Here is a 14,783-nt window from a genome sequence, read left to right on the forward strand (position 1 = left end):
CCGCCTATCGTGCCTTAAGGATTGGAGATGGCCTCTTCGCCCGCCGCTCGATCGAGGGGCTCGTGGTGTTGGTGCCGGGATTGACGCCGACAGCATCGAACGCTTCATTGAAGATGCAGAGCACGATGTCGCCCTTGCGCAGCCGAAACTCGCGGGCAGTGGCGTGGACTACCACAAGCTCGCCGCGGACATCTTTAGGGACGAGACTTTCAGAGCCGTCCGAGTTGATCAGGTAGATCGCCGGGATCTCCCGATTGCCAGCAAAGCGGAACGTGGTCTCCTTGCCGTCGTCGAAGACGGCTTCGGGTTCGAGGTCGATCGAGCCCTGGGCCGAAAAACGCCAGTTGCGCGCGCCGTAGGCATGGTGCAGGTCAAACGTCTGATCGATCAGCGCGCCTTCCCGCTCGGCGCCCCTGGCAGCGGCCTCGATGCGCCGACGCTCGATCTCGTCGCCTGGGTAGGCGAAGCGGACGACGAAGTAGCTGTCGGCCAGCGTCGTCTCGGCGATCGACAACTCGAACTGATAGGAGCGCTTGCGTCCATCGGGCCGGGTGGTGACGACCTGCAGATTGGTCGGTGGGTGCTTTTCGCGCGGCTTGAGGAACAGGATCGAACCCGCCGGTGCAACTTCCCATGCGATGGCGTCACCAATGGCGACATGGGCGATTTCCTCGTCATCGGCAAACACGACCTGGGTCGAGGCGCGAATGACGCCATTGAGGCGGACCACGTTGGCTGGGTCATAGGTCACGGTGCGTACGCGCGCATCGTGTTGACCGGGCGCCGGCTGCTGCAGCGCCAGCACCGGTGCCGCAAATCCAAGAGCTAAAGTCATCAAAAGCGCAAAACGTTTCATGGCACGACCTCCGGATCGGCGCGATATTCTGAAACCAGAAAGCCGAGCGGATTGATCAGACGGTCGGCGGACGACATCGGTGCGTTGGCGTAAGAGAAGGTTAGGGTCGAGACCCAATGGGTCACATGGGTTTCCTCGCCCTTGCGGGTCTCTTTCATGAACCGCACAGATGCGACATTGTCGGCCAGGAGTGAGATCGCTTTGATCCGGACGGTGGCAACACCAAAACGGCCTTGGACGACCTGTGGGCTTTCGGGATTCGACCCACGGTACCAGGCTGCGAAGCGGGCTTGTTCGCCCTGCCCGGAAAGCAGCGAAATCGTCCGAAAATTGGTTTCGGCTTCCGGATAGCTGTAGCCTTCACGCGCGCGAACGTAGCGACCAAGGAAATATTTGGTCACCGCTTCGTCGTATCGCGCCGGCGTCGAATTGAGGGCGGAGACAGTGTCCACAATGCCAGTGGCATTGTCGACCCGGATCACGAACGGCTCGACTGTCTTCAGCGGCGCCAGCGCTGCGACCGCTCCGACCGAGGCGATCGCCAGTGCGCAGGCGCCCGCGGCAATGACCCAGGCTATTCGCCGCGAGCGATGGGCCGACAGCAGGAGATCTTGTTCCCATCGCCGCGAGTTCTCAAAGTAGGCTTTCAGATCATCATGCCCGACCATCTCACGCCTCCCTGCCGCAAGTGCGATACGAGGCCGCAATGTTGGTCCAGCGGCCAGACGCGGCGAGATGGGTCGAGGGTACGGAGGAATTGCCCTCGCCCTTCCGAATGATGGGTGCGGATGGCGAAGCTGGTGGCTCCGGTGTCGCCGGCGGCGCGCCGGACTCCCAATCCCACAATGAGCGGTTAAGCGGCCGCCGCGCCGTACCGTCACATGACGGCGGTCCCTTTGACCAGGTCCCGCAGCCGCCAAGCTGGCATGCGATGACGCAAATGATGGATAGTCGACGCCACATCGTTCTGATGCCCCTGTCTTGCTTGTCGCCTGGTGCCGGCGACCTTGCTTACGCAGCCGTGGTCCCCTGGGATTTCGCACGCCGGATGCTGCCGCCCTGGCGGCTCGCCCGTATCGCGGCGAGACCGCGGCTGGCCGACCAGCTGGCGCCAGCGTAGGCCCCTCCCGCCGCGGCCGTGGCATTGGCAATCAGTGGGTTTGTGACCAGCCGGCTTGCGAGCGACGCCCCACCTCCGGCGAGACCGCCTGCGATGGTCGGCAACTGAAGCGCGATATATCCGGACAGACCGAGCACGGCACTGATGGCGACCGCGGCGACCACCATCTCGCCCGCCGTTCCTGCGTTGGCTCCAAACCTGTCGATGAAGCCGCTGACGGTGGACAGCATCAACCCGACCAGTGCGACAACCAGGACCAGCAGGATCACGAAGTTCGCGAGCTGCCGAAGCCAGGCTTCTGTAAACGGGCGCGTTGCCTCAAATAGTCCCAGCGCTATGAAGATCGGGCCGAGTGCGATGACGACGCCTAGACCAACCTTGGCATAGAGCAGGATAGCGAACTGTAAGAAAGCACCGACTGCCACAAAAACGAGAAGAATGCCCGCAATCAGTGCCGGCGCCACATCGGTGATTCCCGCTTGATCGTAGATCTTATTGGCGACGTCGATTCCTTTGGAGAGAAGTTGATCGAAGGGCGCTCCCGAACTGGTATTTAGCCCTGAGCCCGCTAATGCATTGCCGATTTCTTTCGGCAACGAGTCGAAGAACAGACTCGTGACATATTGCTGAAACGCGCTGGAATTCGTCGCCAGCAACACCACGACCACGATCCGCATCGCCCGCCAGGCGAATTCCATGATCGGCTCAGAGATCGCGCCGCGCATCACGGCAAAGCCGTAGAGAATGACGTAGAGCGTCACTGCGGTACGAAGTGGACCGTCGATGTAGGTGGCGAGATTCGAGACCGACGTCGACACGAATGCCGTGATCGGTTGCTCGAACTCCTTCAGGAAACTGTCGAAGACGTTTACGGCCATCGTGGCGGTCCTTATTTCAGGGCGTCCTTCATCTCTTTGACGAAGGCTTTCTTGCGGGCTTCATTGGCGTTGATGCAGTCGGGAGTTTTCCCGCGTTCGCCCGGATTGTCGCGGCACGCCTTGAGAGCCGTGGTGAGCTCGTCCCGGTGATCCAGAAACCAGCCGACGGTCTTGGCTTGTTGACCCTTGTCGGCGTCGTTGCAGCCCACGAGAGCCGTGGCGCCGGTGAGGAGAAGAATGGCAAGTCTCGTCTTCATTGCAGGGCTGCCTTCATCTCATCGACCAGTTGCCGCCGTCTCTCCCGTTCCCGCTGCCCATCCATGTCCGCGCGGGCCTGCTGGATCATTGCCAGCCCCTGCATTCGGAGCACGTCGTTCTGCAACAGCGCCTGTTCGGCCTGCAACCGCGCTGAGAGATCGAGAATCTCCTTGGCGTCGGTCGCCGAGCTGATGCGAGCCCTGAGCTCCTCAAGCGCATCGATGCGCTGCGAGGCGGTGTCATACACTGCCTGACCCATGGAGTGCTTCGCCCCGGTCTGCCGAGCGATCCGGTCGAGCTCGCTCCGGTAATAGGAATTTCCGCTGTTGCCGGCATAGGCGCGATTCTGCGAAAGATAATGGTTGATCGCGTCGGCGAAGTTGCCGCCACCCTGCCCCGCGACGAGACGTTCGATGTCCGAGAACTGCTGGGGCAGAACTTTCCGGAACTGTGGCGTGTTCAGGAGCGCGCCGATATCATTGGCATTCGTCCGCTTGTTAAAGCTGTCATAGAGCTGCTTGGCCTGGCTCAATTGATCCTGTGCGACCTTGAGCTGCGACGTCAGGGTGTCGACCTGCTTTTTGAGTTCAGTCAGCTGTTCAAACTGACGCGCATAGACGCTTGGGTCGAACACGATCTCCGCCCCTGCGGGTGAGGCCACCAAGAGGGTGATGACGGACAGGCAGGCGAGAGCCGCCGGCATACGCTGAACCATCATTGGGCCTTCCTCCGTTCCGCGTGAAATAGCGGCAGCCATTGCGCCGGGTCATCGCCGACTTGCTTGCGAATGCCGTCGAGCAGTTCGACGGTTTCGGTGCGTCCCGACAAGACGGCGAGTGCATCGTCAAAACCGCCGAGGTCGAGTTCCGCCACCACCGAATTATGGCCTTGCTTGACCAGGAAGCGCCGGCTTTCAGGAGCGAGCTCCTCCTTGATCAGGCGGAATTCCGTGTCGGTCAGATGAAAGCCATCGACATAGTCCGATCGTGTTCCGCGCGCGTTTGGCAGGAAGATTTGTGTCGGGCATTGTTCGACAATGGTGTGCGCGATCGGCGAGGCCAGCGCGTCGCGTGGCGACTGCGTCCCGAACACCATGACGCCGTTCTGCTTGCGGATGGTTTTCAGCTTGTTGTTGGCGAGATCGCGAAATGCCTCGTCCCCAAGCGCCTTCCAGAACTCGTCAATGTCGATGATCAGGCGCCGGCCGTCGATTAAGCGCTCCACTCGATGGAACAGATACATCATCAGCGGCGTGCGCACCGTGGGATGATCCAGGAGATCGGTCATGTCGAAACCAATGAACCGAGCGTCGAGACCGATCGCATCCTGATCACCATCGAGCACCCAGCCAAAAGGAGCGCCCCGGCACCATCGCTCGAGCCGCGCGCCAATGCCCTCGCGGTCTTGCTGTCCAAGAAAAGCCCGCAACGTCCCGAACGATCGCTCTGATTGCCGCAGCTGACCGAGCGCTCGCAGTCCGGAATCGATTCGTTCCTCCTCGATCACGGTCAGCGGGCGGTCGTCCGGCGTGACGAGTTTCCTCACAAGTTCGCTCAGGAAGGAAAGATTTGCTGGCGTCAGCTCCAGCGCCTTGAGCGGCGCGCACCCGCTCGGGGCGCCGTTGTGGAGCGTCAGATAGGTGCCACCAGCGGCGCGCACGAAAATCTCGGCGCCCCGATCCTTGTCGAAGAAAACGTAGGACGCACCTAACCGCTCGGCCTGCGACAGCAGGAAGTTCTGTACGACGGTCTTGCCGGATCCCGAGGGGCCGCAGATGAAGGTATTGCCGAGGTCGCCATGATGAAAAGAAAAATAGAAGGGCGAACCGGACGCGGTCTTGAGCATTGCAACCGCCGGTCCCCAATGGTTGCCCGCAGGCTGTCCGGTCGGATAGGTGTGGAACGGTGAGAACGCCGCGAAATTCCGCGAGTTGATCGCGCCCGTGCGTGCCCGATATTTGAACAGCCCGGGAAGCTGGGCCCAATAGGCTGCTTCAAGTCCAAGATCTTCCCGGGCGACCACGGCACCCGCATCGGCCAGTGCGCGCCTCGCCACGCTCATGTGCTCCTGCAGCTGCGATGGCGTATCGGCGTAGACCAGGAGCGAGAGGTGATGGTCTCCAAGCACGAACCGATTGGATTCGAGATCGTCGAGCGCATCAGAGAGCTCGTCGATCTGCGAGGCCGCCGGATCTTGGGCCGAGACCAGCTGGTTCTGCTTGCGCGTCAGGACCGTCTTGGCGTCCGCCTTCGCCAGAAACGCGAATGATTGCGTGACGATGAGCTCAAACGGCGCGGAAAGCAGCGCGTTCAACAGGCCAGGCCGGGTCGACGCGGGATATTCCTTGAGGCCGAACATACCGGCGAACCGCGATCCGCCGGCGCTGCGGATTTCGAGGGCTTCGCGGCCGAAGATGACACGGTTTGAATAGAGTGCCGGGCCGATCGGCCCTTGCGGCAATGGCATCGCCATCCATTCCGCCGAGGCGAGCGCATGGAGCAACTCCATCGGTTCCGAGAAGGTGATGCCGTCGCGCTCAAACAATCCAACCGCACGGGCGCCGTAACGGTCGAGTGCCGCGACGATATCTCGCGTTGCATCGTCCAGCCGTTTCAGCGCCCCGCTGTCCACCTCGGTGGAATTCCCTGCGCTTCGGCCGAGCCGCCGAAAGAAGGCGGCCGCCGTATCGGTAGCCGCTCGGCCGGGATGACAAACCAGGGTTAGATAGAGATCGTTGCGAAACAGCGCTTCCTTGCAAAGTCGCTGGCGATATTGTGCGTCAAGCGCCGCTGCAAAGGTCGACCTGAAGGTACCGTCGGGATAGACCGATGTCCGGCGGCGCACCAGGTGGCTCCAGAGCGCCAGCTGCGGATCTGCAACATTGCGCAGGGTGAGATTCAGCTTGGCATGTAGATCGTTCAGGTCCGATGTTTCGGCAGTCTCGAACGAAGCGCCGTCGATCCGGATTACCGCCAGCAGGGCGCGGGTTGTCAGACTGATCACCGTGTCAGTGACATGCCGGCCGAACGGCAGATAGACATCGGGCTCGATCTCTCGGGTTTTAAGCGCCCTATTGCGCATAACCGAGCTCCCTTGTTTGATATCTTCGGACGAGTTTGAGGGGCGTGCAGGACGACCCGCCCCAGAATGCGGCATTGCGCGCGCGTCCTCGGGTTTCGATCCAGGCGAGCAGAATCCGGAACATGTTCGGGTCGTGCCGGCAGATGATGCGGCAGAGCCCATGGATCGGAATCGCGACAAGGCCGTAGACGATGCTCCCAGCCACCAGAAACAGGATGCAGGAAAACATCACGTTGAGCGCCATGGCCTCCATCGTGACGCCGGCGATCATGGCGGGACGCGTACAGGCGAGGAACAAGGTGTCCTCCGTGAGACGCGCGGCCTCAACCATCAGTGACCTCCGGTCAACGTTGAGACCACCTCGGAGGCGCCGAATGTGATGGCGACACCGAGCACGACATAGGCGGCCTTGCGCAGATCGAGATAGCCGAACATCCAGGCGATGCCGACGATGATGACCGCCAGCGTCGCCAGTAGCCGAGCGACGTTGCCGGTCAACATGTTGACGATGTTCTGCAGCACGCCTTCAATGTTCGCGGTCTGCGCCAGCGCCGGCTCGGCCAAAGCGATGCTAAGGACGGCTCCCATGCAAAGGAGGGCAGCAGAGTGTTTAAGAGGAGAAGTCATGGCACGGCTCCGATTGGCGCTGCAGCCGGACCCCAGCCCGGACCGCGGATTGAGTTGAGATGAAAAACGGCGATCTTCATCGTTCGTAAACAAAGGCTGACGTGCCTAGTCCCGAGCGATAGACGTCCCAGGGCCGGCGCTCGCTGGCAGAGGCGGCCGGTGGATTGATTGTTGTATCGCCGGTGGGACGATCACGCCCGGTGGTCGCCATCGGTTCACCGGGCTCCGAGACTTGACCGGAAGCCTTGGGCGCGAAGCTCGCGACAACCTTGGCGATTGCCTGGTCGCGATCCGCGCTTTTCATGCTCGCCGCTTGCAGGCGCGCATCGAACAGTCTGCCAAGGCCAGCAATGTGCTGGCACGCATCGAACGTCGTGGCAGCCGTCAATCCAGCCTTCTTTGTTTCCTCGGCATCAAGTTGAGCGAGACCGGCTCGGACCTGCTGGCGGGCGGCGATAGCCTCGGTCGCGAGCTGGATGGCTTCCTCACGGTCGGTGGCTTGAATTGGAATCGGCTTGCGCCCTTCGATCGTGATGAGCAACGGCTCGAACGAGCTCGCCTGCCGCACGATTGCCATTAGCGGCCGGACCATTGTCGTCGGGGAACATCGCTCGACAAGAGCCGCGAATGCAGCGGGATCCATGTTGAGAGCCTTTTTGTGAGGAGCTGAGACGTTCGATGCTAGGCTGCGATCGCTAGGTTCGACGGCGCGTCAATTGCACGCCCTGAAATCTGCCCGGCCGCTCGGATCGCGCCGAGCGCCTCCTCGCTGATCGGCAGCAATCCAGCCACGGCGTTGGTCGTCCCGATTTGACGAGGCGTGCCGAGGCGATCGAGATGCCATCCGACCCGGCGCAGGATGCGTTCCATGCGCAGATCAGTGACCGTTGCGATGGCCTGAAGATCGTGCTGCTGCCCCCATTCGATCATGGCTGCAAACAGCAGGAACGTCGCATTGCGCAGACCATTCTCTGCTGTTGCCGCCGCACTCTTGGTGTCAACGCAGAAGCGCGAGCTCTCCCAGATTCTGGCCGCCCTCGGCGCCGGGTTGCCATCCAGCAACACCGGGAACGTATCGGCCAGCATGTTGCGTCCGGTGGTGGGCAAAAGGCGAACGCAGCCAACAACGTCGCTCTTCTCGAGCGCCAGGAGATAAGTCGGCTTGAAGGTGTCGTACTGATCGATCTCTAATCCGTCGCGGACAGAGACGTCCCAGTCGAGTCGTTCCTTGAACACACGCCCTCGCAGGCGGTGCATTCCCATTGCCAGTTCAGAATCGTGCAGGAGCGCCGCACGCGTGCGAACAGTGACCTTCATTCTTAACCTCAAACTTACGAATCACAGCTTCGAGATCAAGAAAGCAGTCACGGTCACGGCGTTGCGCTGTCAGTTCTGACAGGGCCTTGTGGTTCTGCTGGGTCGCGAGCCGCATTCGCAAGGCGCAGTTATCCGCGCGCACTTTGGAAACTCTATAAGTTCGTGACGCGCGGATCTGACAGCGCAGGAAATGGAATTCCTTCACCTTTGCAAATGAAGAAAAATGGTTGCTTTGAGTGGCCGCGGTCCAGAGGTTTTTTTCTCCTTCGTCGTGGGTTCGCGTTGCTGCTGTTGTTCTGACAGGACGGTACCGAATTGTTCGTGCCGCAAAGCTGCCGCAACCTCACCATACACGGCCTGCACGTAGAGCGCGAAACGTCGAAGTGCTCACGTTCTAGGAACTTGGAATAGCTGAAGTCGCGCAATGAAAGATGTCAAAAGAACATGCAATGAATTGGTCGATTGTCTTCATTCTGCCCGTACGGAGGATGATTTTAAGCGCATCGCGGAACGAACCGCGCATGCCTTGGGATTCCGGTGGTTCGCTTATTTTGGGCAGCGCGCGAACGGCCCCAGTCTGATCTCATCCTATCCGAAGAGTTGGACCAGCCACTATTTTCGGGAAGGATATGACAACATCGACCCCGTCCTTCAGGAACCGCGAACCACAAGCCGGATGGTCCTATGGGATGGACGGTCAGCGCGAAGCGCAAAGTCGGCGAAACAGCGTCGCCTGTTTGACGATGCCCTGAGTTTCAAGATCAGGACCGGTCTGACGGTACGCATTCCCTCAAGTCAGAATCAGTTTGCGGCGTTCACGCTGGCCGTGGACGAACGCAGTCTTGGATTCGATCGCTTCATCGAGAGCTCGCAAGACATGTTGGAAATGGTGGGTCTCACCTTCCATGCGCACGTGAGTGCCAAGATCGGACGCGCCTTGGTAGGCGACGGGAGCATCAACCCGCTGACACAGCGCGAACGGCAGTGTCTCGGATGGATATCCGATGGCAAAACCATGCAGGATATCGCAGAGCTTCTTGATGTCAGCCCGCGAGGTGTGAAGTTTCATCTGGACAATGCCAGGCGAAATCTTGCTGCATTAACCCTCCCGCACGCTGTGGCGCTCGCATTTCGGCAGGGATTGCTTCCGTAATGCGCAAAACACTCGTCCGGCTTGTAGGGTGCTCCCAAGATCGACCGCTCAATCAGGTTGCGGACTGGGCGGTCGCATCCAGGGCGCGGGACTCTTTGGTACATAACCACGGCGTGTTTTGCGGACGAGCCAATCCTCGAGCGCTTCCACGGCCTGGACTCTCCCGGCAAACAGATCCATCCGCCGGCGGCCGCGTTGGCCAAGACGTCCCCATTCGCGCACCAGCGCCGTATCACCGAACAGAGTCGGTTCGATCGTGAGTACATAGAACCTCGCCATATTGCGGGCCGGATCGCAACGTTGAAGCACGAGGTATGGCACCGTGAGTTCGGACATGCGCAAGAATCGCAATTGTCGGAACTGACGTCCAATTAAGTTATCGAATCGATCAGGCCTAGCGATTCAGAAATTTAATACCTGATTAAGGCCTATCGCGGCGTTCAACGATCGATCTCGGAAAATACACTGGCTGTTGTGCGATTCTGATGGCGAAGAAAATGGGCGTCGCACTGCGGGCCGGGCTGTTGGCTGCGCTGAAGCCCCGCGAGCGGGTCTTCCCCCTTGCGGGCTGCCATCCCTGACGCAAACGGGCGGCAGGCCCGGCCTATTGTAGCGCGAATCGATTGGTTTTGCCCTTATTGGCGGTACACTTCCTCAAGCGAGGGCGATTCGTCGCCTATACCATGCATGATCCCTTGTCCTTCGTAGGTCCTGCACTTCAACATTGGGCCGGCGGACGGACGAACATGACAGAAGCAGTATTCAAGCTGAAATCGCCGCAGGCTTCGCCCTATCGCGAGCTGCCGCACAACATCGAAGCTGAACAAGCGCTGCTCGGCGCCATCTTGATCAATAACGAAGCCTTTCATCGTGTTGCCGATTTCCTGAAGGCAAATCATTTCTTCGAGCCGCTGCACGGTGAAATCTTTGAAGTGATCAGCGAGCTGATCCGCTCGAACAAAGTGGCCAATCCGATCACCCTTAAGACCTTCTTTCCCGCCACGCTCGTTGTCGCTGGAATGTCGATCGCGCAGTATGTCGCGCGCCTGGCCGCGGAGGCGACCACGATCATCAACGCGGTCGATTACGGCCGGACTATCTACGATCTTGCGGTCCGGCGTGAGTTGATCAGGGTCGCCGAGGACATGCTCAACGGCGCATTTGAAGCGCCCGTCGATTGCGCTCCAGCGGATCAGATCCAGCACGCCGAACAGCTCTTATATGAAATCGCCGAAACGGGCCGCTATGGTGGGGGCTTCGAGACGTTCGAGACTGCGCTGGACAGCGCTATCGATAGAGCCGCAGAAGCCTACCAGGCGAGGGCAGGCTTTCTGGCCTTGCAACCGGTCTCAAGGACCTCGATGCCAAAATGGGAGGTCTGCAGCCAACAGACCTCATCATCATCGCCGGTAGGCCCGGCATGGGAAAGACATCTCTAGCCACCAACATAGCGTTCAATGTGGCAAGCGCCTACGATGCCACGCAGCAAGTCGATAGCTCGGCAAGACCGACAGCTGGTGGCATCGTTGCTTTCTTCTCGCTGGAGATGTCGTCGGAGCAACTTGCCACTCGCGTCATCTCCGAGCAAACAGAGATCCCCTCCTCCGACATTAGGCGTGGCGACATCGACGCGACAGCTTTCGGCAAGCTGCTCGAATGCCGTCAGAAAATGCGCCGGCTGCCGCTCTTTATCGACCAAACCGGCGCCGTCTCCATCGCTCAACTCGCGGCCCGTGCGTGCCGCTTGAAACGACAACGAGGACTGCACCTCGTTATCGTCGACTATATTCAGCTCATGCAGGGCAAGTCGCCGCGTGCGGCGCAGAATCGGGTGCAGGAGATCACCGAGATCACGACCGGGTTGAAGGCGCTGGCCAAAGAACTCAATGTGCCAGTCATTGCGCTATCCCAGCTTTCACGGTTGGTCGGGAACCGCGATGAAAAACGTCCGCAACTTTCAGAACTTCGCGAGTCCGGCTCGATTGAGCAAGACGCCGATGTCGTATTGTTTGTGTTTCGTGAAGAATATTATCTCAAGAACAGGGAGCCCAAGCCCGGTACCGACGAACATCTCGCTTGGGAATCGGAGATGAGCGCCGCTCGTGGCAAGGCGGAGGTCATTGTCGCTAAGCAGCGGCACGGTCCGACAGGTACGGTGCCCATGACATTTTAAGGCGAGTTCACCCGCTTCTTCGACCTTGCCGAAGAGGATCACCTGCCACGCCGATCAGGTTAGGCGGCAACACCGATCTCTCATTCACACCCTTGTCGGCGGCGAGAAGAGTTCCTGCTCGCACCGTGTCAGAGCCGACTACACGTTGGTCGAGCTGACTTAGCTCGTTTGCAGGCGTCACCACGCCTTCGCCGTCTCACCCAAAAGGATCACACGTGTCCTTGCGCCGCCCGGATCAAGGCGGCATGGGCGCTCCGCGGACGAAGGATGTGCGGTTCGGCACACCATGCTTCCGGACAAGGACCAGCCCCGCTCTCAAATGGGCTTTCCTTGGTTCAGGTACGGCCTTCCGCGATCAACCCGCAAGGGGTTCGCGACGCAAGCGTGCGACCTCTTCGGCTTCGCCTCTCGAGGTGACCGCAGCCGTCCCCGAACACGTCGGGCGCCTGTCGAGCGGGGATGGTCCCCGCCGCAAGACGGGAGCCTTTCAATGTCGCACAATCTTACTCTCGCTCAGAACCACGCCTTTGATCTCGCCCGCACGCTGATGGTGCCGGTCATCCTTTTTCAGACCGATAGCGAGTTCGGCGTGATGGTCTCCAGCGAGTACGACGGCGATCAGGACGCCATCGTTCATGAGTACGACCCCTGGTGCCCGGCTCATTGAGCCGGGTGACCGGCTGCCGCTGGCGCCATGCCGGCTGCAAGGGAAGCGTTGCCGCGCCCAGGTGTCTGACAAATTCGACAGCTTGTCCGCGCGCCCTTGCGTCCGGCAGGCTTCGCGGCCGGTCGGTGATGTTCCGTGGAAACTTGGAACAGGTGAGACCAACAGACGAAAGGGTCGGACGTCGCTTGCGCGAGATCCGGAGCAGAAAAATGGACAAGAAAGAAATCGAAGAGCTGCGCGAAAAGGTCGGTTGCGCCGCCCTGCTGGAGAAGGACGGCTGGAAGGTCGACGTCAAGGAAAGCACCCGCCGCGCAATCAAATATCGCCGCGACAGCAACATCATTATCGTCATCCACGAAGGTCGCGGCTGGTTTGATCCATTGTCACCGGCGAAAGGGGACGTGTTTTCGCTCGCCGTACACCTCGGTGCCGATGGGTTCGTCGAAGCATCCGAGCGTGTTGCAGATGTTGTTGGCTTCGTCCCCGCTGCACCAGCATGGCAGCACACGGCAAGGCCCAAAGCCTTAGCGTCCATTGTAGAGCGGTGGAGACGTCGTTTCAGACCGCGCCCCGGCTCGCCAGCTTGGCGCTATCTCACCGGCGAGCGCGCCCTGCCGGCCGACATCCTGAAGCAGGCCGTCGCCTGCGATCGGTTGCGAGAGGGCCCCCAGGGCAGCATGTGGGCGGCGCACAGCGATTCTGCCGGAGCCGTCACGGGTTGGGAGGAGCGTGGGCCGGCATGGCGCGGTTTCGCCACTGACGGCACCAAGGAGCTATTCCGCTTGGGACCGGCCGAGTTCGAGCGGATCTGCATCACTGAAGCGGCCATCGACGCCATGAGCCTTGCCGCGATCGAGGACCTGCGGTCCGACACTCTTTATGTCAGCACTGGCGGCGGCTGGTCCCCGGCAACGGATGAAGCCATCCGTGGTCTGGCCAAGCGCGCCAACGTCCACCTCGTGGCAGCAACCGACAACAATCGGCAGGGCGACGTCTATGCGGCTCGTGTTCGTGCGATCGCCGCAGAAGCGAGCGTGGGGTACGCGCGATCACGACCGCGCGCCGACGACTGGAATGAGGATCTGAAGGCCCTGACGGCGACCTCTTGATGTAGTAGCGGACGCAAGCCTTGGCCGGTGGTCGCAGCGGCAAGGCCGTCATCAGTGCGGCCCTGATGCTGCCGGCGATTGGCAGGAGAAGGAGATCGAACAAATGAGAAAGGAAAAATGAAAGGGAATTGAGGCGCTGCCGCATGCCCGGCCAGCGCGTCAAGGGTGAAGCTTTCGCCCGCGTTCCGCGGCCCTTGACCCGCCGAACCGGTGAGGCGGCCGGCGAGGAGGTCTGATGAAGGGCTGAAGTGACGAAGAGATCAGACGGATCGCTCGCGCTTCAGCCCGGCCAGGCCAAGGGAGCCGCCGATGCACACCTCACCCAATATCCGCAAAGTCTTCGAAGGCGTCGCCACGCGCCAGGACATGTATCGTATGTTCAACCGTCATCGCGGCAATCCGGCCATGGCCGCGGGGGAGGCACGGCACCTCTTCGCCGGCGAATGGTTCGAGATCGCGGAGTCCGAGCACGATTACATGCTCGACATCCTGCCGCCGCTATGGATGCGCGGCGACATGTTCGCGATGCGCGAATTCGTGACCGATAGCGTGACGAGCGTCTTCTTGTCGCTCTGGATCGACGGCCGCAAGCGCTTCTTCCATGGATACTGCGACCTCTCCGATCGCAGCACCCCGGAGAGCATGAAGCGGGCCATCATCGAGCGCGAATCGCGGCCGGTCCGCGCCATGACTCGCGACGAACGCCTCGAGCACATCTGGTCGAGCACTCACGACGACTATCGCGGCTATGCCGGCGAGCGCTGGCCCGCCGCGCTGCAAGGCAAGCGCACCGTGCTGGTGTATTGCGGAGGGGCGGGCACGGTGCTGAAGCTTCTCGACGATCTCACCGACGACGAGGTCGCCGCCAAGCTGCCCGTGCAGCTGCGCCATCTTCCGCCGCTTGCGGCCTGAGGAGGGCAATATGGCAGACTATCACTCCCCGACCGTCGTCCAGCCGGATATCCCGGCTGTGGACATGACACCGTTGGAACGCCTGATCCTTGATCTCGTCTTCGACAGCGAGAATAGCGAAGGCGGCATCTACTATTATTCATGGTGTGGACCGAGCGACGTCGTCACCTTGTCCATCGACGATCTGCGGACCGCTTGGGCGGCGTCCCGCGATCACGGCCAGAGCAGCATAGGTGACCACGTCATCGGCCTGCTCTCGCGATACGACGCGGACGCCAGCGACGATCCGCCTGATGATATCGACGTCGATCTCACCGACCCCGACGCCGGCTGGGACCGGATGTTTCAAGACATCGTACGTCGCTCGGCGGCGATCGACGAAATCGTGGTCACAACGGCGTTTACCTGCACGAAGATGCGTCCGGATGGCTTCGGCGGCAGCGTGATGCTGATCACGGTGGATGCCATCCGCTACCGGTCCACGACCGACATCCTTGAGGAATTCCGGATCGAGGCGGCCAAGGCGGCGGCTGCTCGTCAAGTCCCTTCCTCGACGGACAACCGATAGTCCAAGCCCCTGACGACCTGCGACCAGCCCGGCCAAGCGCCGGGCTTCGCTTTTTCGGCGCCGG

Annotated in this window: 16 protein-coding genes and 1 pseudogene; 6 read left to right on the forward strand and 11 right to left on the reverse strand. The window is 60.9% G+C overall.

Annotation, left to right across the window (positions count from 1 at the left end; all coding sequences use genetic code 11):
- Window positions 1–4: 4 nt before the first annotated feature.
- From virB9 to K410_RS0100965, 10 genes are all read right to left on the reverse strand, one after another.
- Window positions 5–856 carry a P-type conjugative transfer protein VirB9 gene (gene virB9, locus K410_RS0100920; protein WP_028133094.1) on the reverse strand — a complete coding sequence of 284 codons (852 nt, stop codon included), beginning with the start codon at window positions 854–856 and terminating at the stop codon, window positions 5–7.
- Window positions 853–1,524: a VirB8 family type IV secretion system protein gene (locus K410_RS0100925; RefSeq protein WP_028133095.1), complete on the reverse strand. Its 672-nt coding sequence runs from the start codon at window positions 1,522–1,524 to the stop codon at window positions 853–855. The genes virB9 and K410_RS0100925 overlap by 4 nt, the downstream gene beginning before the upstream one ends.
- A 343-nt stretch (window positions 1,525–1,867) precedes the next feature.
- Window positions 1,868–2,854: a TrbL/VirB6 family protein gene (locus tag K410_RS0100930; protein WP_028133096.1), complete on the reverse strand. Its 987-nt coding sequence runs from the start codon at window positions 2,852–2,854 to the stop codon at window positions 1,868–1,870.
- Window positions 2,855–2,865: 11 nt separating this feature from the next.
- Complete coding sequence (locus tag K410_RS0100935) at window positions 2,866–3,111, reverse strand: EexN family lipoprotein (protein ID WP_028133097.1); 246 nt, start codon at window positions 3,109–3,111, stop codon at window positions 2,866–2,868.
- The gene (virB5, locus tag K410_RS0100940; RefSeq protein ID WP_049819862.1) at window positions 3,108–3,830 is read right to left on the reverse strand and encodes a P-type DNA transfer protein VirB5; all 723 of its coding nucleotides are present in this window, start codon (window positions 3,828–3,830) and stop codon (window positions 3,108–3,110) included. Before virB5 ends, K410_RS0100935 begins: the two co-directional genes overlap by 4 nt.
- On the reverse strand, window positions 3,827–6,193 hold the full coding sequence (locus tag K410_RS0100945; protein WP_028133099.1) for a VirB4 family type IV secretion/conjugal transfer ATPase: 2,367 nt from the start codon (window positions 6,191–6,193) through the stop codon (window positions 3,827–3,829). The genes virB5 and K410_RS0100945 overlap by 4 nt, the downstream gene beginning before the upstream one ends.
- The gene (locus tag K410_RS0100950) at window positions 6,183–6,524 is read right to left on the reverse strand and encodes a VirB3 family type IV secretion system protein (RefSeq protein ID WP_028133100.1); all 342 of its coding nucleotides are present in this window, start codon (window positions 6,522–6,524) and stop codon (window positions 6,183–6,185) included. The genes K410_RS0100945 and K410_RS0100950 overlap by 11 nt, the downstream gene beginning before the upstream one ends.
- Window positions 6,524–6,820 carry a TrbC/VirB2 family protein gene (locus K410_RS0100955; RefSeq protein WP_028133101.1) on the reverse strand — a complete coding sequence of 99 codons (297 nt, stop codon included), beginning with the start codon at window positions 6,818–6,820 and terminating at the stop codon, window positions 6,524–6,526. Before K410_RS0100955 ends, K410_RS0100950 begins: the two co-directional genes overlap by 1 nt.
- Window positions 6,821–6,896: 76 nt before the next feature.
- The gene (locus tag K410_RS0100960) at window positions 6,897–7,463 is read right to left on the reverse strand and encodes a lysozyme family protein (protein ID WP_028133102.1); all 567 of its coding nucleotides are present in this window, start codon (window positions 7,461–7,463) and stop codon (window positions 6,897–6,899) included.
- A 38-nt stretch (window positions 7,464–7,501) separates the two neighbouring features.
- Window positions 7,502–8,137: an acyl-homoserine-lactone synthase gene (locus tag K410_RS0100965; RefSeq protein ID WP_049819863.1), complete on the reverse strand. Its 636-nt coding sequence runs from the start codon at window positions 8,135–8,137 to the stop codon at window positions 7,502–7,504.
- 424 nt (window positions 8,138–8,561) lie between these two features.
- On the opposite strand from K410_RS0100965, the gene K410_RS0100970 reads away from it, so the two are divergent.
- Window positions 8,562–9,290 (forward strand): helix-turn-helix transcriptional regulator, encoded by a 729-nt coding sequence (locus K410_RS0100970; protein WP_028133104.1) that lies wholly within the window; start codon window positions 8,562–8,564, stop codon window positions 9,288–9,290.
- 48 nt (window positions 9,291–9,338) lie between these two features.
- On the opposite strand, the gene K410_RS38235 is transcribed toward K410_RS0100970, so the two are convergent.
- The gene (locus K410_RS38235) at window positions 9,339–9,626 is read right to left on the reverse strand and encodes a WGR domain-containing protein (protein ID WP_080672093.1); all 288 of its coding nucleotides are present in this window, start codon (window positions 9,624–9,626) and stop codon (window positions 9,339–9,341) included.
- Window positions 9,627–10,036: 410 nt separating this feature from the next.
- Here K410_RS38235 and K410_RS0100980 point away from each other — a divergent pair.
- From K410_RS0100980 to K410_RS36335, 5 genes and pseudogenes are all read left to right on the forward strand, one after another.
- Window positions 10,037–11,463: pseudogene (locus K410_RS0100980) on the forward strand (replicative DNA helicase).
- Between the two features lie 490 nt (window positions 11,464–11,953).
- Window positions 11,954–12,130 carry a hypothetical protein gene (locus K410_RS40210; protein ID WP_028133105.1) on the forward strand — a complete coding sequence of 59 codons (177 nt, stop codon included), beginning with the start codon at window positions 11,954–11,956 and terminating at the stop codon, window positions 12,128–12,130.
- A 209-nt stretch (window positions 12,131–12,339) separates the two neighbouring features.
- The gene (locus K410_RS0100990) at window positions 12,340–13,239 is read left to right on the forward strand and encodes a DUF3991 and toprim domain-containing protein (RefSeq protein ID WP_028133106.1); all 900 of its coding nucleotides are present in this window, start codon (window positions 12,340–12,342) and stop codon (window positions 13,237–13,239) included.
- A gap of 309 nt (window positions 13,240–13,548) precedes the next feature.
- Entirely contained in the window at window positions 13,549–14,151 is a 603-nt protein-coding gene (locus K410_RS0101000) for a DUF1419 domain-containing protein (RefSeq protein ID WP_028133107.1), read from the forward strand.
- 10 nt (window positions 14,152–14,161) lie between these two features.
- Window positions 14,162–14,719 carry a hypothetical protein gene (locus tag K410_RS36335; RefSeq protein ID WP_049819864.1) on the forward strand — a complete coding sequence of 186 codons (558 nt, stop codon included), beginning with the start codon at window positions 14,162–14,164 and terminating at the stop codon, window positions 14,717–14,719.
- Window positions 14,720–14,783: the final 64 nt, after the last annotated feature.

This window comes from Bradyrhizobium sp. 22 (genome assembly GCF_000482425.1).
Taxonomy (GTDB): Bacteria; Pseudomonadota; Alphaproteobacteria; order Rhizobiales; family Xanthobacteraceae; genus Bradyrhizobium; species Bradyrhizobium japonicum_B.